General features: G+C 40.3%; 23 protein-coding genes. 3 read left to right on the top strand and 20 right to left on the bottom strand.

Annotated elements, in window-relative coordinates; translation table 11 throughout:
- Positions 1 to 58: 58 nt before the first annotated feature.
- Positions 59 to 1,570 (bottom strand): sodium/proline symporter PutP, encoded by a 1,512-nt coding sequence (putP, locus tag AAEZ22_RS09210; RefSeq protein ID WP_339684418.1) that lies wholly within the window; start codon positions 1,568 to 1,570, stop codon positions 59 to 61.
- A gap of 321 nt (positions 1,571 to 1,891) precedes the next feature.
- Here putP and AAEZ22_RS09215 point away from each other — a divergent pair, with 321 nt between their 5' ends.
- On the top strand, positions 1,892 to 3,115 hold the full coding sequence (locus AAEZ22_RS09215; protein ID WP_352297026.1) for an EAL and HDOD domain-containing protein: 1,224 nt from the start codon (positions 1,892 to 1,894) through the stop codon (positions 3,113 to 3,115).
- Positions 3,116 to 3,178: 63 nt separating this feature from the next.
- Here AAEZ22_RS09215 and AAEZ22_RS09220 read toward each other — a convergent pair whose 3' ends face one another.
- Genes AAEZ22_RS09220 through ccmA form a run of 10 tightly spaced genes read right to left on the bottom strand, consistent with a single transcriptional unit; the run spans position 3,179 to position 10,889 of the window.
- Positions 3,179 to 3,910 carry an MlaA family lipoprotein gene (locus AAEZ22_RS09220; protein WP_339684417.1) on the bottom strand — a complete coding sequence of 244 codons (732 nt, stop codon included), beginning with the start codon at positions 3,908 to 3,910 and terminating at the stop codon, positions 3,179 to 3,181.
- A 9-nt stretch (positions 3,911 to 3,919) separates the two neighbouring features.
- Positions 3,920 to 5,161, bottom strand: a complete 1,242-nt coding sequence (gene ccmI, locus AAEZ22_RS09225) for a c-type cytochrome biogenesis protein CcmI (protein WP_339684414.1) — start codon at positions 5,159 to 5,161, stop codon at positions 3,920 to 3,922.
- Positions 5,162 to 5,623 (bottom strand): cytochrome c-type biogenesis protein, encoded by a 462-nt coding sequence (locus AAEZ22_RS09230; protein ID WP_011327522.1) that lies wholly within the window; start codon positions 5,621 to 5,623, stop codon positions 5,162 to 5,164.
- Positions 5,623 to 6,192, bottom strand: coding sequence for a redoxin family protein (locus AAEZ22_RS09235; RefSeq protein WP_011327521.1), 570 nt, complete (start codon positions 6,190 to 6,192; stop codon positions 5,623 to 5,625). The genes AAEZ22_RS09230 and AAEZ22_RS09235 overlap by 1 nt, the downstream gene beginning before the upstream one ends.
- Positions 6,189 to 8,159: a heme lyase CcmF/NrfE family subunit gene (locus AAEZ22_RS09240; protein ID WP_011327520.1), complete on the bottom strand. Its 1,971-nt coding sequence runs from the start codon at positions 8,157 to 8,159 to the stop codon at positions 6,189 to 6,191. The genes AAEZ22_RS09235 and AAEZ22_RS09240 overlap by 4 nt, the downstream gene beginning before the upstream one ends.
- A gap of 2 nt (positions 8,160 to 8,161) precedes the next feature.
- Positions 8,162 to 8,641 (bottom strand): cytochrome c maturation protein CcmE, encoded by a 480-nt coding sequence (ccmE, locus tag AAEZ22_RS09245; protein ID WP_011327519.1) that lies wholly within the window; start codon positions 8,639 to 8,641, stop codon positions 8,162 to 8,164.
- Positions 8,641 to 8,841, bottom strand: a complete 201-nt coding sequence (gene ccmD, locus AAEZ22_RS09250; RefSeq protein ID WP_011327518.1) for a heme exporter protein CcmD — start codon at positions 8,839 to 8,841, stop codon at positions 8,641 to 8,643. Before ccmD ends, ccmE begins: the two co-directional genes overlap by 1 nt.
- Before the next feature lie 2 nt (positions 8,842 to 8,843).
- Positions 8,844 to 9,581: a heme ABC transporter permease gene (locus AAEZ22_RS09255; protein ID WP_011327517.1), complete on the bottom strand. Its 738-nt coding sequence runs from the start codon at positions 9,579 to 9,581 to the stop codon at positions 8,844 to 8,846.
- A 1-nt stretch (position 9,582) separates the two neighbouring features.
- Positions 9,583 to 10,269 (bottom strand): heme exporter protein CcmB, encoded by a 687-nt coding sequence (gene ccmB / locus AAEZ22_RS09260; protein ID WP_011327516.1) that lies wholly within the window; start codon positions 10,267 to 10,269, stop codon positions 9,583 to 9,585.
- Positions 10,269 to 10,889, bottom strand: coding sequence for a cytochrome c biogenesis heme-transporting ATPase CcmA (gene ccmA / locus AAEZ22_RS09265; RefSeq protein ID WP_350594216.1), 621 nt, complete (start codon positions 10,887 to 10,889; stop codon positions 10,269 to 10,271). The genes ccmB and ccmA overlap by 1 nt, the downstream gene beginning before the upstream one ends.
- Positions 10,890 to 11,002: 113 nt before the next feature.
- On the opposite strand from ccmA, the gene fliK reads away from it, so the two are divergent.
- Both fliK and AAEZ22_RS09275 read left to right on the top strand, forming a co-directional pair.
- Positions 11,003 to 13,105, top strand: coding sequence for a flagellar hook-length control protein FliK (gene fliK / locus AAEZ22_RS09270; protein ID WP_350594218.1), 2,103 nt, complete (start codon positions 11,003 to 11,005; stop codon positions 13,103 to 13,105).
- Between the two features lie 2 nt (positions 13,106 to 13,107).
- On the top strand, positions 13,108 to 13,416 hold the full coding sequence (locus tag AAEZ22_RS09275) for an EscU/YscU/HrcU family type III secretion system export apparatus switch protein (protein ID WP_011327513.1): 309 nt from the start codon (positions 13,108 to 13,110) through the stop codon (positions 13,414 to 13,416).
- Between the two features lie 30 nt (positions 13,417 to 13,446).
- Here the strand turns inward: AAEZ22_RS09275 and AAEZ22_RS09280 are convergent, their stop codons facing one another.
- From AAEZ22_RS09280 to AAEZ22_RS09320, 9 genes are read right to left on the bottom strand one after another with little or no spacing between them, the layout of a single operon-like run.
- Positions 13,447 to 13,848, bottom strand: a complete 402-nt coding sequence (locus AAEZ22_RS09280; protein WP_011327512.1) for a DUF2802 domain-containing protein — start codon at positions 13,846 to 13,848, stop codon at positions 13,447 to 13,449.
- An 18-nt stretch (positions 13,849 to 13,866) separates the two neighbouring features.
- A complete protein-coding gene (locus AAEZ22_RS09285; RefSeq protein ID WP_011327511.1) occupies positions 13,867 to 14,364 on the bottom strand; it encodes a chemotaxis protein CheW in 498 nt (165 codons plus the stop codon).
- A 24-nt stretch (positions 14,365 to 14,388) separates the two neighbouring features.
- Positions 14,389 to 15,138, bottom strand: a complete 750-nt coding sequence (locus AAEZ22_RS09290; protein WP_352297029.1) for a chemotaxis protein CheW — start codon at positions 15,136 to 15,138, stop codon at positions 14,389 to 14,391.
- 3 nt (positions 15,139 to 15,141) lie between these two features.
- On the bottom strand, positions 15,142 to 15,912 hold the full coding sequence (locus tag AAEZ22_RS09295) for a ParA family protein (protein WP_011327509.1): 771 nt from the start codon (positions 15,910 to 15,912) through the stop codon (positions 15,142 to 15,144).
- A 12-nt stretch (positions 15,913 to 15,924) separates the two neighbouring features.
- Positions 15,925 to 16,884: a flagellar motor protein MotB gene (locus AAEZ22_RS09300; RefSeq protein WP_192531784.1), complete on the bottom strand. Its 960-nt coding sequence runs from the start codon at positions 16,882 to 16,884 to the stop codon at positions 15,925 to 15,927.
- Between the two features lie 8 nt (positions 16,885 to 16,892).
- Positions 16,893 to 17,657: a flagellar motor protein gene (locus AAEZ22_RS09305; RefSeq protein ID WP_058372798.1), complete on the bottom strand. Its 765-nt coding sequence runs from the start codon at positions 17,655 to 17,657 to the stop codon at positions 16,893 to 16,895.
- Positions 17,650 to 18,825 (bottom strand): protein-glutamate methylesterase/protein-glutamine glutaminase, encoded by a 1,176-nt coding sequence (locus AAEZ22_RS09310; protein ID WP_011327506.1) that lies wholly within the window; start codon positions 18,823 to 18,825, stop codon positions 17,650 to 17,652. The genes AAEZ22_RS09305 and AAEZ22_RS09310 overlap by 8 nt, the downstream gene beginning before the upstream one ends.
- Before the next feature lie 51 nt (positions 18,826 to 18,876).
- Positions 18,877 to 21,054, bottom strand: a complete 2,178-nt coding sequence (locus AAEZ22_RS09315; protein WP_182683999.1) for a chemotaxis protein CheA — start codon at positions 21,052 to 21,054, stop codon at positions 18,877 to 18,879.
- A gap of 15 nt (positions 21,055 to 21,069) precedes the next feature.
- A complete protein-coding gene (locus AAEZ22_RS09320; protein ID WP_011327504.1) occupies positions 21,070 to 21,831 on the bottom strand; it encodes a protein phosphatase CheZ in 762 nt (253 codons plus the stop codon).
- Between the last annotated feature and the right edge of the window lie 12 nt (positions 21,832 to 21,843).

Raw genomic sequence — 21,843 nt, forward strand, 5'->3', positions numbered from 1 at the left:
AAATTTTGCATAAAAAAGGGAGTAACCTAAGTTACTCCCTTTTTTTGTTTATAACTTTTTATAGTTCTTGTTCTACTTCATCAAATAAGGTTGTAATTTCTTTAGCTGGCTCATTGGTCATTAAGCTAACTAATACAATCGCAATACTTGATAAAATAAAGCCTGGGACTATTTCATAAATAACGCTACTTAAACTCCCACCATTAATGGTAATTGGTGCGTATATCCATATAAGTACTGTTGAAGCCCCCACTAACATGCCTGCTAAGGCGCCAGCAAAGTTCATTCTTCTCCAGTAAAGGCTAAACAATACGAGTGGTCCAAATGCAGCGCCAAAGCCTGCCCACGCATTACTCACTAAATCTAAAATAGAACTATCTCTATCGTAAGCTAAGTAAATAGCAAACATAGCAACTAATGCCACACTAATACGCCCAACAAAAACCAGCTCTTTTTGAGAGGCTTCGCGATGCAGGTATATTTTATAAAAGTCTTCAGTTAACGAGCTTGAACACACTAGCAATTGTGAAGAGATAGTACTCATTACAGCCGCTAAAATAGCTGCTAATAAAAAGCCAGCAATCAATGGATGAAAAACCAATTCAGATAGCACTAAAAATATTGTTTCTTTATCATTTATCGGCATTTCATTTTCTAGTATGAAGGCTGCCCCAAATAAACCAGTTAGTACTGCGCCTATTGCTGATAATGTCATCCAAGACATACCAATGCGTCGCATTGCTGGAATATCTTTAACTGAACGTACCGACATAAAGCGTACTATAATATGAGGCTGACCAAAGTAACCAAAGCCCCAAGCTAACGCAGAAATAATTGCGATAGTAGAGCCACCAGCAAACCAATCTAGCATATTTAGAGAATGAACTTCACTGGCCTTTGGCGAGATAAGTAACAGGTCATAGCTTGCATTAGCAAGCGTTTCCATTACTGGGTGATCAAGCATAGTAAACGTTACTATAGGTACGACTAATAGCGCTATAAGCATAATGCAACCTTGTACAAAGTCGGTCAAACTTACCGCTAAAAAACCACCAAAAAGCGTATAAAGTACTACAACACCCGTAGTGACATATAGGCCAACTTCGTAGCTCATTCCAAATGAATTTTCAAATAACTTACCACCAGCAACCACGCCAGATGAGGTATAAAGTGTGAAGAAAACAATAATAACAATAGCTGAAATAACACGTAATATATTTTTATTGTCCGCAAAGCGATTTGCAAAATAATCCGGGATAGTAATTGAATCATTCGCTTTTTCAGTATAAACACGTAGCCTAGGTGCAACTAAGAAGTAATTTGCCCAAGCACCAAGCACTAAACCAATCGCAATCCAAACCTTACTCAAACCAAAAAGATACATAGCGCCGGGAAGGCCCATAAGTAACCAACCGCTCATATCAGATGCACCTGCAGATAGCGCAGCAACACTTGGTGATAAATTACGGCCCCCTAACATGTAACCTGAAACATCGCTGGTTGATTGCTTAAATGCATACAATCCTATACCTAGCATTACAACAAAGTATAATGCTAGTGAAATAATCATTCCTGTTTCCAAATTCGCCTCCACTAATAAATTGCAACAGGCTTTTGATCCAAATAATGACTCTTAAAATATTATAGTTAAGACAGTATTGGGATAAAAACCATTCTCTGTCACTATAGCATGGGTAATAGTTAAAATTCCAACATGTCAACTTTAGTGAATTAAAAACAAACAAATCGTATGTATTTAAGTCAAAATTTCTGTAACTTATTAAAAATATGTTATTAATCTAAGATAAGCTTATTTACATCATGCTATTTTTAATGTTTTGCCATATATTGTTACAATCAATAGTTATTTTTTATCTATACGGAATTTTTTATGTACTTTTACGCTGCACGCCAACCGATCTTAGATCGCGATAAAAAGCTTATTGGCTATGAATTACTATTTCGTGATGGTGTAAATAACGTGTTTCCCGATATAGATGGAGATGAGGCAACAACACGCCTAATAGAAGGCAGCCAGTTTAATTTTGGCCTTGAGGATTTAACTGACAATAAACCAGCATATATCAATTTTACTCTAGAAACTTTACTAAAAGGCTACCCTACTTTACTGAGTAAAGACGCTGTGGTGGTAGAGATACTCGAAACGGTGCAACCTGGTAAGCGTTTACTTGCTATTGTTAAAGACTTAAAAGAAAAAGGTTATACATTAGCCTTAGACGACTACATTCATCAACCTGTGTGGCGTCACTTTTATCCATTTGTTGATATTATAAAAATTGACTTTTTAACCTGTAATATAGAAACAATTAAAACAATTATTGATGATTTAAAACCTTATCCACATCTAAAATTACTTGCTGAAAAAGTTGAAACCCACGAGGTGTATAACCAAGCATTGGAACTTGGCTTTGATTATTTTCAAGGGTTTTTCTTTTCAAAACCAGAGATGATCCAAAGTAAAGCGCTTCCCCCCTCTGGTATGACATTAGCCGAACTACTTTATGAGACCTCAACGCTTGATATGGATCTAAAAAAGATCACCGATATATTTGAGCGAGATGTAAATCTATCTTATAAGTTACTGCGTTATTCAAACTCTGCAGCATTTGCTAGACGTGCAAAAATAAGCACAATAAAACAAGCGCTTATCACCCTTGGTGCCAATGAAATTAAAAAGCTTTTATCTTTATTATTTGCAGCGCAAGTTTCAACAGATAAGCCTATGGAGCTAATTAGGTTATCGCTCACTCGGGCGCGTTTTAGTGAGTTACTGGCTATTTCGCATGGTAAGTTTAAAGACACAGGAATGGTTTTTTTAACCGGCATGATGTCGCTTATGGATGCTATATTAGATGAGAGTATGCAAAGTGTGATGCAAAAGCTGCCATTATCTAATGAGATTAAAGCCGCTTTACTTAATGACGAGGGCTTGCTTGCAAGCTACTTAAACTTGGTTAAGTTTTATGAGCAAGGCAATTGGCAGGCAGCTAATCAGATCAGCCAACAACTTGGTTTAGATGATAAAGTACCCGATGCTTACCACGAAGCAATTAGCTGGGTGAACGAGCAAATGCAGTTAATGAGCAATGTTTAATAACAACTTTCTAATCACTAATGAGAAAATAAAACGCCAGCATTGCTGGCGTTTTTAATAGGTTTACAAACTTTCTAAAAAATCTTCATCAAAGTCATCAGGCTCTTCTTTGATTGGCGGGTTACCGTCGTAAAGTTCGTATAATTGGCGTTGAAAATAAATATCTTTAATAAATAAGTAAGGGTCTAGTGAATCGTTCAATAAACCTTCTTGCGCAATTAGTGATGCACGGGCCTCAACAGCTTTTAACGCAAACACTAAAATTGTTTGTGGTGTAGTTAACGCTATTTTAGGTAAAACAAAGTTATCAACTACATCGCCGGTTAAGTTACGCGCTGTAGAAGGCCCCATAGCAGGTAGCATCAAGTAAGCACCATCACCTGCACCCCATACACCTAATGTTTGCCCAAAATCCTCATCTACATGTTCTAGACCTAATGAGCTGGCCACATCAAATAAACCAAAAACACCTACGGTCGAGTTAACTAAAAAACGTGCTAAGCTAACACTGGCATTACCTGGTTTACCCTGTAAACCGGCGTTGATCATATCTACCGGCGCACTAATATTATTGGTAAAATGCACTAAGCTTTGACGCACTGGTACAGGGGTCACCGTGATATACCCTACGGCGGCCGGTCTTAGTATGTATGTGTCTAAAACATCCATATTAAAGTCGTATATTGGGCGGTTAATATTTTGTAGTGGATCGCGCTCGTCCTTTTGGCTATCAGGTACTTGTGCACACCCGGCCAGCACTAACAAAACTATATAAATTAAACCATGTTTTAACATCGCGTATCCTTAAGGTATTAATGTGTCTATTTGCAGTTGCAACTGACGGGTACTTTCACGTTTTAATGCTGCTGAATGCCCTTCTAACTCACCGCTACTTGGCATTACTGAGTCATCATTAGAGATACGTGCAGTAATAACTATATCTTCTGCGCTTGACAAGTTTAATCCTGCAACCATAGAGTTTGCATCACTTAGTTCAACTGTAATAGGAAATTGATACTCGTTAAGCTTAACAACCGCTAGTGGCATTGGAGAGCCATTTAACGCTTTTGCAAAAACAAATAAAATTCCGTTTTCAGGTTGTTTATTTTTAAGCTCTGTACTTACATTTACTGTCACTTTAATTGCTGCACTCTTTGTAACATCAACATTTTGTGCTTGTTGTTGTTCAATCTCACTAATACGCTGCGCAATCATATTATAGCGGGTATCTGCTTTATCCATACTGGCAAGTAATACTTCAAACGCTGCTTTTGCTTGTACCCAATCTTTACGTTCGTAAGCAATGAGTGCTAATAAAGAAATAGCATCTAAATTTTGCGGCTCTTCTTGCAGTACTTTTGAAAGCATACCTGCAGCACGTGTCATGCTTGCCTCACTGCCCTCAAGTAACAGCACTTGGCTGTAACTAATAAGCACCTGCATATTAGCAGGATTCATTTGCAACGCTTTATCAAACGACTGCTGCGCCATATCAAATTCGTTCAATGACATAGCCACACGGCCCAGTAACATCCAGGCAATTTCGTCATCCCCCGTTTGGTTAAGCTTAGTTCGCAGTGCCAATGCAAATGCTTGCAGCTCGTTTTCACTCAGCGGCTCGCCTTTTTGCATAACAGCTCGCTCACCGTACTCTGCCAAGTTATCCATAGCATCGTGCCAAGCCGATATTTGCTGCTGATTACCGGTCATAGAGTAAAAAATACCGGTTAGGGCAATCACAAACGCACCGCCTGTTAAGGCAAAAATACGATTATTACCACGGCTATTAAGTGACTTTTCTGGAGAGAGCTCATTGAGTAAGCGACGTTTGAGCTCGATCACTGACTCACTGTGATTTTGTGCATCAATTCGCTGGTTTTCTAAGTCGTTTTGTAGCTCAACTAAACGCTGTTCATAAATACTAATAAGTTCTGCGTTCGCATTGTGCGTAATGGTTTTAACACGCTCTTTTTTTAAAAAAGGCAACATCACAAACAACAGTGCAATAAGTGTGAGTAAAGCAAAAGACGCCCACATTAAAATCATTTAACTTTGCTCCTGACGTTTATTTTTAGCAATTAATTTAACTAACATTGCTTCGTCGTTGTTGCTCCAGCTTTGTTTTACCGATGCTTTGCGTTGGCGAATAACAATAAAACCAAAACCAAAAATTACAATCAATACCGGTAAAACCCACAGCACTAAAGTTGCAGGGGTTACTGGTGGATCGTAATGTACAAAGTAGCCATAACGATCGATCATATAATCTATTACTTCGTCTTTCGTTTTACCATCTTTTACTAAAGCTAATACTCGCTCGCGTAAATCTTTTGCTACTACCGCATCAGAGTCGGCAATATTTTGATTTTGACACTTAGGGCAACGTAACTCTTTGGTTAGCTCTTCAAAGCGAACCGCTTGCTCGTTACTGTCAAATTGGTAACGGTCTTGCTGAGCAAGCGCCCCCATACTGACAAAAAGGCTAAGGGTTAATAACAACCACTTCATTATTTGAGCTCCTGCATAATTGGTGCAAACTTAGCACGCCACACTCGCGGATTTATATCACCGGTATGGTGCAACAAAATGGTGCCGCTTTTATCAACTAAAAAAGTTTCTGGCGCACCCGACACACCTAAATCTAACGACAGTGTGCGATGTAAATCTAAAATATTAAACTGATATGGGTCGCCAGCACGCGTTAGCATATTGGTTACGTCACTACGCAGTGCTTGCATATCAAATGGCCCGTCAAAATCGGCATCGTAACCTTGCACATAGTACAAGCCTATAATTTTAACGCCTTGCTCGCGCAATTTAGTTAAGTAGCCTAGCTCTGCTAAACATGTAGGGCACCAGGTACCCCATACATTTAATAAATAAACCTCACCTTTTAACTGCTCATTGCTCCATTGCTTATTATCTTGCATTAGATCTGGCAGGCTAAATTCTGGCATAGATTGCCCTAATCGCCCTGTTTGTATTTCCCTTGGGTTAGCAAATAACCCTTGGAATAAAAACACACAAATAAAAGCAAAAACCAGTAACGGTGCTATAGCTAAAAGCTTACGATTCATGCTTCGCTCTCCGCTGTTTCTTTTGTTGATTGAGGCGATGAGGTGCGATAGCGTTTATCAAATAAAATAACAAACCCTGCTAACGAAATTAATATACCGCCAATCCACATCCAACGCACAAATGGCTTATGATAAATTCGTAATGACCACGCGCCTTCGCTTAATTGCTCACCTAACGCTAGGTATAAATCGCGTGTGAAGCCTGCATCAATTGCTGCTTCTGTCATAAACTGCATGCCAATATCGTAACGGCGTTTTTCGGCATGTAACTGAGTGACTAGCTTGTCATTTTTTAATACCGATACAACACCCGCATGGCCACTGTAATTAGCTCCGCGAACATTTTTCACTCCTTCAAAGCGGTATTGATACTGATTAAGCTGCACCGTATCACCTGGTTTCATTGATACGTCGCGCTCAACCGAGTATGCCGAAGTAAGGGTTACGCCAGCAATTACAAAGGCAATACCTATATGGCCAAGTACCATAGCCCAATAACCTAAACCTAAGCGCTTAAAGCCTTCTTTAAAGGTGCTATGTACGGTAACTTTACTGTACAAATCAATACCTGTTGTAATTACAATCCATACAGCTAACGTGGTTGCTAATAAGGTAAGCGGTGCAATCACATCATAGCTAGAAAATAACCAAGCAAAGGTAATAATAATACTGACTAATACACCCATTAGTATTTTGTTTTGTAAAAACGCCCATTTATTTTGCTTCCAGCGTAAAAACGGCCCAATACCCATTAAAATAGCAAATGGCACTAACAGTATTGCAAACATCTTATTAAAAAATGGTTCGCCAATTGAAATGCTGCCTAAGCCCATTTCTTTGTGCACCATAGGCAATAAAGTACCTAGTAATACAATTAAAGTAGCAACCACTAAGAATATATTATTTAGCCACAGTGCTACTTCGCGCGATACTAACTTGTAACGCCCTTCGCTTCGCACTTGCGATACGCGCATGCCATAAAGTGCTAATGCACCGCCAACAACAATAGCTAAAAAGGCCAGTATAAATAAGCCTCTATCAGGGTCAGTTGCAAAAGCATGCACAGATACAATAATACCTGAGCGCACAATAAAGGTGCCCAGTAAGCTAAGTGAAAATGCTGCAATTGCTAACAGTACTGTCCATGATTTAAATACACCACGTTTTTCTGTCACACTCAATGAATGTAAAAGTGCTGTTGCTACTAACCAAGGCATTAAAGATGCATTTTCTACTGGATCCCAAAACCACCAGCCGCCCCAGCCAAGTTCTGAATACGCCCACCAACTTCCTATGGTAATACCTAAAGTTAAAAAGCCCCACGCGGTCATAGTCCAAGGACGAGACCATTTGGCCCAAGTATTATCTAGCTTGCCAGTTAAAAGTGCCGCAATTGCAAAAGCAAACGCTACAGATAGCCCTACATAACCCATATAAAGTAACGGCGGGTGTATGATCATACCCGGATCTTGTAGTAGCGGATTTAAGTCGCGCCCCTCTACCGGAAAATAAGGTAATAAACGCTCAAATGGGCTTGAAAGCAATAAGGTGTACATCATAAAGCCAACACCTAAAAAGCCAAGCACACCAAGTACACGAGCACGCAATACCCAAGGTAGTGCTTTAGAGCGCAGTGCAACAACAGCTGTCCAACCAGCTTGCATCAATAACCACAATAAAATAGCGCCTTCATGCCCACCCCAGGTCGAGGTTATTTGATAATACCAAGGCAAAGAGCTACTTGAGTGATACGCCACATACGCAACTGTAAAGTCATTTGTAAGGCTGGCATAAATAAGGGCGGCAAACGAAATAAATACAAATACAAATTGCCCTACCGCTAACGAAGGAGCAGCACGCATTAAGCGTAAATTACCGGTATGTGCCCCCCACAGCGGAAAAACACATAATAAAACGCTTAGCACCATGGCAAGCGTTAAAGAAAAATAACCAAGTTCTGGGATCATTATTAATTACCACTATCTAGGTTGTATTTAGGTTTCTCGTGTTTAATTCCTTTTAACGCTTCTGCCACTTCAGCAGGCATGTATTCTTCATCATGCTTAGCAAGTACTTCAAATGCTTCTATTACATTGGGCTCCACAAGTACACCTTGTGCAACTATGCCTTGGCCTTCGCGAAATAGGTCAGGCAAAATCCCCTGATAACGCACTACCACGGTTGGGCCTGTATCAACTAAAGTAAAGCTTACTTTTAAACTTTGCTCATTGCGCTCTACCGAACCTGGTACAACCATGCCACCAATGCGTAGCTTTTGGCCTATTTGTGGTTTTTCTTTATTGGGGCCTTTACCGTCAACAAGCTCACTTGGGGTATAAAATAAATTAATGTTTTCTTGTAATGCATACAGTACCAAGCCTATTGAGGCACCAATACCAAACAGCACTGCAACAATAACTAAAAGGCGTTTTTTACGTCTTGGGTTCATTATATTTGCTCCTGCTTAGCATTTTTAATACGAACTTCTCGCGCTATTTGTTGCTCTACCGATGCCATAATATGCTTAGTCTCTCTGAGTGAACTAAATAAAATACCTAATAAAATAAGTGCGCATGTACCAAAAGAAAGCCACACATAAAATCCATAGCCTCCCATTGCAATAAAATCAGAAAATGAGTCAAACTGCATAACTACCTCTTAGTTAACAACTGGCGCACCCATGGGCGATGCTTTTCACGTTGTAATATTTCATTTTTAAGACGAATTAAAGTAACAGTGCCAACAAAAGCCGCAAACGCCAAAATGTTTACCATTAATGGCCAAAACATACTGGGATCAATTGCTTTGGTATCTAGCTTAGTTATTGAGGCTCCTTGATGTAGAGTATTCCACCACTCAACAGAGTAATGAATAATAGGTAAATTAATAACCCCTACAATAGCCAAAATAGAAGCGGCACGACCCGCTGCCTTCTTATCTTCAAAGGCATGGTACAAAGACAACACACCCAAATATAAAAATAATAAAATAAGTTCTGAGGTTAAACGCGCATCCCACACCCACCAAGCGCCCCACATAGGTTTACCCCATGCAGCACCGGTTATAAGTGCAATCGCAGTAATGCACGCCCCTACAGGCGCAATTGCAATAACTGCAAGTTCAGCGTTTCGTAACTGCCAAACCAGCGCAATAATGGCAGCAATTGCCATTGATGAATAAGCACCCATAGATAAAATAGCCGAAGGCACATGAATAAAAATGATACGGTAGCTGTCTTTTTGTTGGTAATCGGCAGGCGCAAAACCAAGCCCCCATACCCAACCAACTAACATACTAATAACCGTAACTACGGCAAAATAAGGCAATAACGTATTGCATAACTTATATGCACGCTCTGCTTTAGCATAGGGATGTAACCACTTCCACATATTAACTTACACTCACTTTTAATGCTGACGATATGGCGATTGGCGCACTAATAATAGCAATAACTAACATAGCGCCAAGAATGGCAAGCTGCCCACTATAATCCAGCGACATAGTACTGGTATCGATAGCTGACGTTGCAAAAATTAAAACCGGAATATACAAAGGCAACACCAATAAACTCATTAAAATACCGCCTTTTTGTAATCCTACAGTAAGCCCAGCCCCAATTGCGCCAATAAAGCTCAACAAAGGCGTACCTAATAATAGCGTTAGTAACGTAGCCATTAATGCTGTGTTATCTAAATTCAATAGTAGTGCAAACAGTGGGGTCATTAATACCAAAGGAAGCCCAGTGATCACCCAATGCGCGGCTACTTTAGCCAACACAGTTAACGATAACGGATACGACGATGCAATAAGTTGTTCAAGTGAGCCATCGTTATAATCATCTCTAAACAGCTTATCTAAGCCCAACATAGTTGAGAGTAAAGCAGCCACCCAAATTATACCCGGCGCCATTCTTGCCAGTAGACCGGGCTCTGGCCCAATAGCTAACGGAAATAATGAAATAACAATTAAAAAGAACAAAATAGGATTGATAATTTCAGCGCGCTGACGAAAAGCAAGTTTAACATCTTTACTAAACACGGCTTTAAAAAGTAACCAATAGGAGTGTTGTCGGGTCATTAGTGACGATACTCCAAAGTGAGTGTTTGTAGGTTGCTAAAATGAGCCGTTAAATCTTGATGCGTGGTTAGCAATATAGCTCCGCCATTTTTTAAATGCTCAACAAAACGTTGCTGTAAAAAGACAACACCACTTTTATCAAGTGCTGTAAATGGCTCATCTAAAATCCATAACTTAGCTTCACTTAACCATAATCGAGCTAACGCAACACGGCGTTGCTGCCCAGCAGAGAGCGTTCTAACCGGTACATCTTCAAGGCCTACTAAGCCAAGCTTACTTAATAAAGGGTATAAATCACCTTCATTAGTGTAGCCATTAATTGCCAGCCAATGCTTAACGTTTTCAAGCGCACTGAGCTGCACATTAACCCCGGTTTTATGGCCTATAAATAATAGATCTCTGGCGTACTCTTCATAGTACTTTTTAATCGACTGATTAAGGTACAGAATATCGCCTTCATCAGGCATAGAAAAGCCCGCTATAATACGTAATAAAGACGTTTTACCAGCACCATTAGCACCTGCTAATTGCATGATTTGGCCGCTATTAAGGCTAAAATTAAGATCCGCAAACAAACAACGTTCTTGCTTGATGCAGGTGACGGACTTAATGTGTAACAAGATGACGATTCTCTCTGCCAAAAATTAGGCGTTAGTCTATCATAATGATAGGGTAATACGAATATTGCTTTAAAATCGATTCACTAAAAATAAAGAAAACTTGATTTAAAATAATGAATACACCTACGCAAATTACATTATCTAATTCATTGGTTAATAACCTAACCTCTAATGCGCCTAAGCATAACTTAACCTCGCTTCCTGGCGAGATGCTTGCGGCAAAAAATATTCAGTTTTCTAAAGAATCGATTACCCTAGATGTATTAATAAATAAGCACTGGCAAACTCTCAGACTTGGCATTACAACTGCGCCAAAAAACTTAGACAAAATAGCCAGCGCAAATATACAGCTCAGTAATGAGGGCAAGTCACTTGCAATTACCCCCAACAATACAAGGCTTACACTTAATCAACCGGTGCAATTACAGCAATTTTTAAATTATATAAATACCGGAAGCGAGTTACAAAATAACCCTATGCCGGCGCAGGTCGTATTAACGCCTACACCCAAGCTGGTAATTGAAAAGCTTAATGCCAGCATTGCAATTAATAAAGAGGTAGCGCAACTACTGGCCGCCGAGCAACCATTAAAAATAATAATTAGCACTAATAACAAAGGCGCGCAGCTAGACGTTATCAATCGCTTTGTTGACTCCGTGCATACACAACCCATAACTCAAGCAAAACTAGCAAGTTTACTTGCGCAAAATTTGCCAAATGCACAGCTACAAGCAACCCCTAAATTTGCAATTTTAACGCATGCACAACAAGCAGGTTCATTTAAGCTTAATATAAACAATAATCAACTTAACCAACTTTCGCATACCGTAACAAACGTAAACTTGAGCAGCCAAGCCAACAAACTGTTAATTAAAACTAATATAAACAGTACCACTGTCATACTTAAAAACTCGTTCACAAAACCGTTTAATCAACTAATTTCGGCGCAGCAAAGCAGCGTATCAACAAGCAATTTAAATAACCCTACTAGTCCATTAATAGCGGCTAATAACAGCCCTATTGATTCTTGGTTAAAAAGTAGTTTTGGTGAACTAAAAACGCGTATAAGTGATGCAGTAAAATACTTCGAAAACAAACCTTTTGCCGCTATAAATCAAACGCCAACAGGTATTAATAAACTAAATGTCGCCGAGCAGTTAAACCAGCAACCTAACCAGTTGCCACCTTTAGTGCAGTTAACCCAATTAATTAAATCAAGTGTTAGCCTATGGCAGTTGCCAACAAGCATGCTCTTTGCAACAACGAGCAATGGCAAACTAAGTTCGCAAAATCAATTACACCCTTTAGAAGCTAAATTACTCGCTCCACTGCTAAACCAACTCAGTGCAGCTAGCGCAATAAACATACCCAATAACACGCCGCTTTTAAGCAGCAAAATAGCAGATATTGCACAGCAGTTATCGCAGCAACCAGCCGACTTAACGCGCCTCGTAAATCAGGCATTTAATCGGATGGTTTCTAGTAACAATTTGCACCCAACAGCTATACAGCGCGAAATTCTTGCCACATTACAACCAACGCAACTGACAAACGACACGCTGCAAAGCAGTTTTAGTAAGGGATTAGAGCAACTTGCAGTAAGCATTTTAGCCGCGCCTATTATTAGCCAAACAACTACACCTATTAGCATTAATAATCAAACCGGCTTAGATGCACTACTGCAGGTGTTATTACCCACATTTAAAACCGGCAACTCTGGTGCTAAATTACTTGAGCAACTGCAACAAAGCCAAGTGCAAGCACTTGCGGGGGAGTTAACACAAGTTAAAAATACCCTTGGCCAAGTAAATGTTACCCCTGCTAATCAGCTAGCCGACTCAAACCCCTTGGTAAACTTTTTATTACCAATGAAATTACCGCCAGAAGCGGCGCAAACAGAAATAACATTAGGCCAATATAAAAAGCCCAGTGGCGATAAGCTAGCAGGAAAAAATGTCTGGTTTGTTAGATTAAACTTTGATTATGCACAGCTTGGTCAGTTACAAATTACTGCCGAATTAATGGATAAAGCACTTGATTGCCAGTTATTTGCATCAAGCCAAGAAGTGACCGCTATGGCTCATCCGCATCTTGATAATTTAAGATCAAAATTAGCCAAGCATGGTTTGCAAGTAGGTGATCTTACTTTAAAGCAAGGCGATGCAAGCCATCAAGCTTTTTATAAATCGCATGCCATTATTAATATTAAGGTATAAAAATGAGTGACTCAGCCAACAACAAATCTGCGATTGGGCTTTTATATGCAGCCGGAAACTCGCCTATGGTAAGTACCAAGGGCTTTGGCAAATTAGCTGATGAAATAATAGCAGCGGCTGAAAAAAAAGGCATTATGATCCATCAAGATGAAGCATTAGCCAAAACGTTATCACACTTAGAGCTTGGGGAAGAAATACCTAAAGAGTTGTATTATGTAATTGCTGAGCTAATTGCATTTTCGTATGTATTAAGAGGGCAATTTCCGCCAGGCTGGCAAGACTTTCAAGGTAAGTTAAATATTAAGGCGTAGCTTTAACAGCATTAAAAAGCAAAAAAGACGCTAAGCGCCTTTTTGTTTATGCAATGAAAACAGCAGTTCTGCTTCTGCTCTAGGTAATTCGCATTCACGAATTACTTCTTCTAAATCAGCTCCAAGTTCGACCATTTTTACAGCACGAGAATAAATTTTTGCATCTGGATCGTCATACTTTTGCGCTGCTTGTTGTTGAGTTAGCTCTTCATTTTGCTGCTCAACTTCAAGTACTCGCTTACCAATACTTAATAACCCAGTGCGCAACTCTTGTACCTCACTGCGTAAAATATTAATTTGCTCAGCCGAGTCTTTAAATTGCTGCAGCTGAGAGGTAAGCTCACTTGCATAGCTGCTTTTAAATAGAATGATCATCGCCAATGCTATAAGGGCAACAGCTAACGCTATAATTGCTAAACTGAGTAATAACATAATTTTTATTGGTAAAGCTTATAAATCGCTCAACTCATCCCATTCGTCGTCACTAAGTAGCTTATTTAAATCAACTAAAATAAGTAACTCGTTTTCGCGATTACACACACCCTGAATAAACTTAGCGCTTTCTTCTGTGCCTACATTAGGCGCACTGTCTATTTCTGAGCTGCGCAAATAAACCACTTCAGATACGCTGTCGGCTAAAATACCAATAACTTGCTCTTCAGCTTCAATAATTAAAATTCGCGAATTATCTGTTGCATCCGTACCGGCTAAACCAAAACGGGCACGAGTATCAATAACCGTAACCACATTGCCACGTAAATTAATAATACCAATCACGTACGAAGGTGCACCAGGTACAGGGGCTATTTCAGTGTAGCGTAATATTTCTTGCACTTGCATTACGTTAACACCGTAAGTTTCGTCTTCTAACTTAAACGTTACCCACTGTAGTATTTCATCATTATTATCTGCATTTTTATTTGCTGACAGTAACTTATCTTGGTTCATGCTGTTTCCCCGTAATGGTCATTACTACTGACGGCTGTCTAGGCCTTTCTCTAATAATGCATTTAAATTATTTACATCTATTAAAGCGCACATTTTTTCTTTAATAACACCGGCAAGCCATGGGCGCTTACTTTGGTTTGTACGCCATTTTACATCTTCTTTACTCAATGTAATGTTATTTATTAGCTTTTCTGCCAATAATCCCCACTGACTGTCGCCTAGTGTAATTAAATACTTGTAGTTAAGTGACGCCTCTAACTTTTCGTCATACTTTTCTGGCATAACCCAACGTGCGGTATCAACCACATTAAGTTTTTCATCTCTATTGAGCATAACGCCTTTAAACCACTTTGGTTTACCAAATAAATGATTTACTTCATTTAATTCATGTATACCGCCTAACGCTTTAAGCGGCACAGCTAGCGTTAATCCTGCCACTTCAAAAAATAAGGCTTGAAACTGCCCGTCAAAATAATCAGCTTGGCTTTGTGCGGCTAATATTTGCTCGGCCGACAGTGTTTGCTCAGCAGAGGTAACTAGAGCTTTGATTTCTTGCGCTATCGGCTTGTTAATAACTTCTGGCACAGCTTGCTCAAATACTGGCGTACTTTGTGTGCTCTGCGCTTCTAAATCTGGGTGTTCAGTTTTTTTATCCGTTACTTGCTCAAGTAATTTTGCAACGGGTTCAAGATTATCTACAGGCTCGTCTTCGCACAATAACGCGCCTAGATATTGAGTCATTACTTTTTCATTAGCAAATAATTGCTTACTCATTGATTAACCTTGTTCTATTAAATAGTCGAGCAATGCCTTGTAGGCATATACCCCGCGAGACCGTGGACAAAATTCACTTGGAACTTGTTGCGCTAAACTGGCGTCTCTAAATTTGGTATCTACCGGAACAACGCCCGGCCACACTTTATCAGTATAAGTATTTTGCAGTGTTTTATATGCCTCTAACGAGGCTTTCGTGCGCTTATCGTACATGGTGGCAATTATAGTATATTCATAGCTTTTAGCTTGAGATGTTTGCATTAACTGCATAGTACGCATCATTCTGTCGAGCCCCTTTAGCGCTAAAAACTCGGTTTGTACCGGCACTAAAATGCGTTCACTCGCAGCTAGCGCATTAACCATTAATACGCCAAGTACTGGGGGGCAATCGAGGATTGCATAGTCGTAATATTCGCTTATTTTTGCAAGCGCTTTTTTTAATATTAATCCCATGCCGGTTTTATTGCCCATACTTCTATCTAGGGTAGCAATAGCCATAGTGGCGGGTAATATATCTAAGTTTTCAATACTAGATGGACATAATGCTTGGAGTATTTCTTCGCTTTGCATGCTAGTTCCGCGTACAAAAATATCGTATACGCTAACCTCTAAATCCTCGGAATCAATGCCAAAGTAATAGGTTAATGAGGCATGAGGATCGGTATCAATCAATAATACGCGCTTACCTTGAGATGCTAAAATACCTGCAAGGCTAACCGCGGTTGTGGTTTTCCCTACTCCACCTTTTTGATTTGCTACAGTCCAAATCTTCACATTGCATCCTAATTACAGTTCATTTCGAGTCGATATACGAATACCGCCATGGGGTAAACGAATTATTTTTATTGTATTATCGTCAGAGGGTAATTCTGCTTCAGGCTCAGGTTTAACGACTACTTGTTGCGGCTCAACGCTTACTACTTCTGCTGTTGGTGGCAACCCATATTTAGATAGGGCAATAACTACTTTGCGATTTTCAGCACGCCCTTGCTTAGTATCGTTAGTGGCAAAAGGAGAATATTGACCATATCCCTCAATCGCCATTCGCGCTGAATTTATACCTAGGCTTTCAAGCTCAACTAAAACGGCTGTTGCACGCGCCACCGACAACTCCCAATTCGAGCGGTACATTTCATTACCTATGGTTTGGTTGTCAGTATAGCCGCGTACTCTAATATAGTTATCTACCGGAGCAATAATATCTTTAATTATTTTAACAACTTGCTTAGCTCGAACTTGCGCTACACTACTGCCACTTGAAAATAGCATGCCAGAACTAAGCTCAATGATCAGCCAATCTTGGCTGAGTTCTAAACTTGCTTCACCATCGCGTATTTCATCTATTAATGACGATTGCAGCTTAGCCAACAAACTATCGAGTGGTTTGCCAAGGTGTTTTTGCTCAATATTACTGGTATCGCTTTGTCCGTCCAGCAGCTTTGGCCCGTGTTCTTCTTTTAAAATACTTTCGCCGTAGAGCACTTCTTGCTCTGGGGTTACTCTGTCTGTCAATATTGCGTCGCCATTTACCCCAGTTCCTTGCTGCGAATGTTGACGGGCTGACTTATCAAATACATAACCAATCGAATCGGACAGCACTTGAAATTTCTCTTCTTTGTTAATTGCTATTGCGTACAAAACCACAAAAAAGGCAAACATAATCGTCATATAATCAGCATAAGACACCAGCCAACGTTCTGTGTGTTGACTTTTAGTAGTGGTGTTGCGCAAGCGACGACGTAACATAATAGCTGCTACTCAACCACGACATTTGGGCGGTCAACCCGATAGGCTTCAAGCTTTAATTCAATACTTACTGGGCTTTCGCCTTGGCTTATTGCAATTACGCCCTCGGCAAGCATTTCGTGATAAAGCATTTTTTGCTCAACCCGTTGCTTTAACTTATTAGCCATAGGTAAAAATAATAAATTAGCTAAACCCACGCCATAAATAGTTGCTATAAAGGCAGTGGCAACACCGGCTCCAAGCTTTTGCGGATCTGTAATAAACGACATTGCCTGAATAAGACCAAGCACGGCCCCTAAAATACCTATGGTCGGACTATAACCGCCCATAGCTTCATAAACACGACTTGCCTCTAGCAGACGTTCGCGCTCTAACAGTAAATCTATTTCTAACGTATCGCGCAGTTTTTGATCTGAGCAACCATCAACTAATAATCCAAGCCCTTTTGCAGCATAGGCATCTGGGTGGGTAAGCGCTTCGTTTTCAAGGGCTAAATAACCTTCTTGACGTGCTTTATGTGACCATCCTTTTACTTGCTCTATGGCATCTTCAATATTGTATTTAGGCGATACAAAAACCCAGTGCGTAATTTCTAGCATCTTTTTAAAAGTACTGGCTGATGTTTGTAACATTACAGCACCCAATGTGCCGCCCAGTACAATGATCAACGCAGGTCCGTTAAATAATGCCGATACCACACCGCCCTCTAACGAGTAACCTATTGCAATGGCGCCTAAGCCAATAAGTAAACCTAGTACGGAAAGCTTATCCACAGCCCACCTCTGTCTTTAAACGTATTGCTACTTCATCTAATGGCAGACTTTCGCTCGCTAAACCAGCATTAGCAATTGCTTGTGGCATACCATAAACAACACAACTTTTTTCATCTTGTGCCCAAATGGTTGCCCCTGATTGTTTAAGCATGCGAGCGCCTTCACGCCCATCTGCGCCCATACCAGTTAATACTATAGCTAATACATCACCTTGATACGCTTTAGCGGCACTGGCGAAGGTTACATCAACGCTTGGTTTGTAACTAATGCGCTCGCTGTTATCTTCAAAAACTCGTAGTGTTCTACTTGCCCCACGACCATCAATCATCATTTGCTGGCCACCCGGTGCTAAGTAAGCCACACCTGCTTGCAGTCGATCTCCTTGCTGCGCTTCTTTTACCTGAATTTTACACAAACTATTTAAGCGTGCCGCAAAAGCCGGAGTAAACGCAGCAGGCATATGCTGAATTAATAATATAGGGTGCGGAAAGTTAGCAGGAAGCTGAGTTAATATAGTTTGCAGCGCAACAGGTCCACCGGTTGATGTGCCAATTGCAACTAGTTGATAGTGCTTGCCACTCGCGCGCTTTGTTACTATTGCACTGCGACTAGTTACTGGCGAATTATTAAAGCTTCGCTCTGGTTGTACTACTGTTGTTGCTGTTTTATTTGTTTGTGCAAACCTTGCTGCTAATGCGCTTGGCGCTGAAGTAGGTGTAAATAAAGGTTTGTTTATACTGGAGGGTCTAGGGCTAGCAACACGTCTAATACGTTGGCGGCCAATTTCTTTTACTTTGCTTTGCAGCAGCTTAATGGCATCTTCGTTATTGCGAGCAATGTCTTCAAATTTTTTCGGTAAAAAATCCATAGCACCAGCATCAAGTGCATCTAAAGTTGCAGTTGCACCGGAGCGAGTTAACGAAGAAAACATTAAAATTGGCGTCGGGTTACTGGCCATAATTTCTTTTACAGCACTTATACCATCCAACACCGGCATTTCTACATCCATAGTGATCATATCAGGACGTAAACTAGCTGCTTTTTCTACAGCATCTCGGCCATTTACGGCAAAGCCAATTACTTCAATCTCGCTATCTAATTCAAGAATCTCACTCACTCGACGGCGAAAAAAGCTCGAATCATCAACAACTAAAACTTTAACGGCCATTTTGCTCTCTTATTTTTATTATGTAGACGTATAAAGTATACGTCTACTTTATTATTTACCTGCGTAGTGTTTTAACATACTCGGTACATCTAATATAAGTGCAATACCACCATCCGAAGTAATAGTGGCACCTGCCATTCCAGGCGTACCTTGTAATAAAGCGTCTAACGGCTTAATAACCACTTCTTCTTGACCAATTAACGAATCAACCACAAAGCCAACTTGTTGTGTACCTATTTGCACAATAACCACATGCCCTTGCGCTTTACGGCTTGTACGATCGGCACCTTTCACTAGCCAATGCTCTAAATAAAATAAAGGCACTGCTTTTTTACGAACAATAATAGTTAACTGACCATCAACCACATTCGTTTTAGTAAGGTCTAAGTTAAATATTTCACTTACTCCTGCCAATGGTAGTGCAAATGTTTGCTCACTCACTACCACCATTAAGGTAGGTAAAATAGCCAAAGTTAACGGTACTTTAATTTCAAGTATAGTGCCCACACCTAGTTCTGACTCTATGCTAACCGAGCCATTTAACTGGGTGATTTTAGTTTTAACCACATCCATGCCAACACCACGACCAGAAATATCAGATATTGCTTCTTTGGTAGAAAACCCTGGCGCAAATATCAGATTGTAAGCTTCGGTGTTAGACAAACGGCTTGCTTGCTCTTGATCAAGCACACCTTTTTTAATTGCTATTTGTTTTAGTTTTTCAGCATCCATACCTGCGCCATCATCTTTAATGGTAAGCAAAATATGATCCCCCTGCTGCGAAGCAGAAAGCGTAACGGTACCTGTTCTCGGTTTACCCGCAGCTTCACGATCATCTGGCATTTCTATACCATGATCAACCGAGTTACGTACTAAATGCACTAATGGATCGGCCAGTGCCTCAACTAGGTTTTTATCTAAATCGGTTTCTTCGCCAACCAGCAATAAATTAATATCTTTATTTAAGGTACGTGCTAAGTCGCGAACAACACGCGGAAAACGGCCAAATACTTTTTTGATTGGCTGCATTCGCGTTTTCATTACCGCGCCTTGCAAATCAGCTGTAACAACATCTAAGTTAGATATTGCTTTACTCATAGATTCACTTTCTGAACTGGTGGCTAGACTCACTAAACGATTACGTACTAATACAAGCTCGCCCACCATATTCATAATTTGATCAAGGCGTTTAGTATCAACCCTTACTGTTGTTTCAGCTTGTGCAGGCGGCGCTTTTTTAGCAACTGGCGCAGCGGTATTGGTATTAGCACTTGCTGCTACAACAGCCGCTTGTGGCTGCTTAACTTTATCAACTGCTACTGGTGAGGCTTTAACTACAGCTGCTTTAGGAGCCGTAACTTTATTTACAGGTGCAGGTGTTGCCGCGCTTTCTTTAGATTTTGGCGCCGCTCCCTTGCCATGCAGCTCATCTAGTAAAGCTTCAAACTCATCGTCACTTATTTCATCATCGTTAGTGCTAGCAGCCGGACTTTGAGCTGCTTGAGGTTTTGGAGTTTTATTTACCGCACCAAAACTTCCCACCCCGTGAAGCTCATCTAATAAGCTATCAAATTCATCGTCGGTAATATCGCCACTTAAGTCGCTGCTATTACTTAATGACTCTTTTATTGCAGGGCCTTTACCTTTGCCATGAAGTTCATCAAGTAAGTTTTCAAATTCATCTTCGCTAATTTCATCAATATGCGCATCGTTTGCTGTAGCGTTTGTTGCTGCACTGGGTGCATCAAACAACTCATCAAATGCAAAAGGGTCATCATCTAAATTAGCATCTTGCGTTATTACTGGCGCAATAGTGTCACCACCAAGCTCTTCTTCTGTGGGCGGTAAACCTAATTTATGTAATATTTCGAGTAACTGAGGATCGGCAGGCTCTGGTTGCTCACGATTTTTAATCGTAGCAAACATTTCGTTAATAGTATCAAGTGCTTGAAGTATAACATCCATTAGCTCAGAGTTAACTGTTCGCACTTTTTGGCGCAGTAAGTCAAACACGTTTTCTGCGCCATGGCAGGCATCTACCAGCTCTGACATCGCTAAAAAGCCCGCGCCACCTTTAACAGTGTGAAAGCCTCTAAAAATAGCGTTCAATAATTCAGTATCTTCTGGGTTATTTTCCAGTTCAACTAATTGTTCAGATAAAAGCTCAAGGATTTCTCCAGCTTCAACTAAAAAATCTTGTAATATATCTTCATCGACTTCAAAGCTCATGCAGTTACTCTCCTATTAGAAGCCCAAACTTGATAAAAGATCATCAACTTCGTCTTGATCAGATACAACATCATCACGCGATTCTTTATCAATAATAGGGCCTTCTGGGCCTGCTAATGCTTGTGCGGCAATCGAGTTTTCTGTTTTTTGTTGCTCTTGGTTATCGTTTTCATCTTGTGCTGCAAACGCAGTTAACAGATGAATTAAACTTTCTTCAACTTCGCGTACCAGCTCAATAACACGGCGAATTACTTGTCCGGTTAAATCCTGATAATCTTGAGCCATTAACACATTAGTCATTAATACTTGCAACTCATCGGTTTTAAGATGCGAGCTGTTCATAAATTTATCAATGCTATGACACAATGTTTTAAATTCACCAAGTTCAAGATCGCGGCTCATTAACCGATCCCAGGTTGGCTTGATATGCGAAATATCATCAGCTAATTGCTGGGCTAAAGGCAGGCTCGCTTCAACCGCATCCATGGTTTTGTTGGCGGCGTTTTCTGTCATTTCTATGACATAGTTAAGTCGCTTTTTAGCATCCGGAATGGCATCAGTGGTTAAATCTGTTATGCGGGTGTCAAGCTCAAAACCCTTTAAAGACTCGTGCAACTGGCGCGTTAATTTACCTACTTCTGCAAACAAATATGATTGTTCTTGAGAGGCAGTTTCTAAAATTAACTGATCAGCTTTATGTTGCTCACCGTTTTCTAAAAAAGTGACCAGCTGACGTGCTTGCTCTAAAGTAATCTGAGGCGCAGCAGGTGCTGACATAAGCCTCTCCCC

It is taken from the genome of Pseudoalteromonas sp. 20-MNA-CIBAN-0454 (assembly GCF_040308685.1).
Taxonomy (GTDB): domain Bacteria; phylum Pseudomonadota; class Gammaproteobacteria; order Enterobacterales; family Alteromonadaceae; genus Pseudoalteromonas; species Pseudoalteromonas nigrifaciens.

Bases quoted from the DNA above. Each gene is read 5' to 3' on its own strand.
- AAEZ22_RS09310 (WP_011327506.1), bottom strand. From the start codon at position 18,825: ATGGCCGTTAAAGTTTTAGTTGTTGATGATTCGAGCTTTTTTCGCCGT.
- AAEZ22_RS09280 (WP_011327512.1), bottom strand. From the start codon at position 13,848: ATGTTATTACTCAGTTTAGCAATTATAGCGTTAGCTGTTGCCCTTATA.
- AAEZ22_RS09315 (WP_182683999.1), bottom strand. From the start codon at position 21,054: ATGAGCTTTGAAGTCGATGAAGATATATTACAAGATTTTTTAGTTGAA.
- AAEZ22_RS09220 (WP_339684417.1), bottom strand. From the start codon at position 3,910: ATGTTAAAACATGGTTTAATTTATATAGTTTTGTTAGTGCTGGCCGGG.
- AAEZ22_RS09235 (WP_011327521.1), bottom strand. From the start codon at position 6,192: ATGAATCGTAAGCTTTTAGCTATAGCACCGTTACTGGTTTTTGCTTTT.
- fliK (WP_350594218.1), top strand. From the start codon at position 11,003: ATGAATACACCTACGCAAATTACATTATCTAATTCATTGGTTAATAAC.
- AAEZ22_RS09290 (WP_352297029.1), bottom strand. From the start codon at position 15,138: ATGAGTAAGCAATTATTTGCTAATGAAAAAGTAATGACTCAATATCTA.
- ccmE (WP_011327519.1), bottom strand. From the start codon at position 8,641: ATGAACCCAAGACGTAAAAAACGCCTTTTAGTTATTGTTGCAGTGCTG.
- ccmD (WP_011327518.1), bottom strand. From the start codon at position 8,841: ATGCAGTTTGACTCATTTTCTGATTTTATTGCAATGGGAGGCTATGGA.
- AAEZ22_RS09230 (WP_011327522.1), bottom strand. From the start codon at position 5,623: ATGAAGTGGTTGTTATTAACCCTTAGCCTTTTTGTCAGTATGGGGGCG.
- ccmB (WP_011327516.1), bottom strand. From the start codon at position 10,269: ATGACCCGACAACACTCCTATTGGTTACTTTTTAAAGCCGTGTTTAGT.
- AAEZ22_RS09240 (WP_011327520.1), bottom strand. From the start codon at position 8,159: ATGATCCCAGAACTTGGTTATTTTTCTTTAACGCTTGCCATGGTGCTA.
- AAEZ22_RS09215 (WP_352297026.1), top strand. From the start codon at position 1,892: ATGTACTTTTACGCTGCACGCCAACCGATCTTAGATCGCGATAAAAAG.
- AAEZ22_RS09320 (WP_011327504.1), bottom strand. From the start codon at position 21,831: ATGTCAGCACCTGCTGCGCCTCAGATTACTTTAGAGCAAGCACGTCAG.
- putP (WP_339684418.1), bottom strand. From the start codon at position 1,570: ATGATTATTTCACTAGCATTATACTTTGTTGTAATGCTAGGTATAGGA.
- AAEZ22_RS09275 (WP_011327513.1), top strand. From the start codon at position 13,108: ATGAGTGACTCAGCCAACAACAAATCTGCGATTGGGCTTTTATATGCA.
- AAEZ22_RS09300 (WP_192531784.1), bottom strand. From the start codon at position 16,884: ATGTTACGTCGTCGCTTGCGCAACACCACTACTAAAAGTCAACACACA.
- AAEZ22_RS09255 (WP_011327517.1), bottom strand. From the start codon at position 9,581: ATGTGGAAGTGGTTACATCCCTATGCTAAAGCAGAGCGTGCATATAAG.
- ccmI (WP_339684414.1), bottom strand. From the start codon at position 5,161: ATGATTTTAATGTGGGCGTCTTTTGCTTTACTCACACTTATTGCACTG.
- AAEZ22_RS09285 (WP_011327511.1), bottom strand. From the start codon at position 14,364: ATGAACCAAGATAAGTTACTGTCAGCAAATAAAAATGCAGATAATAAT.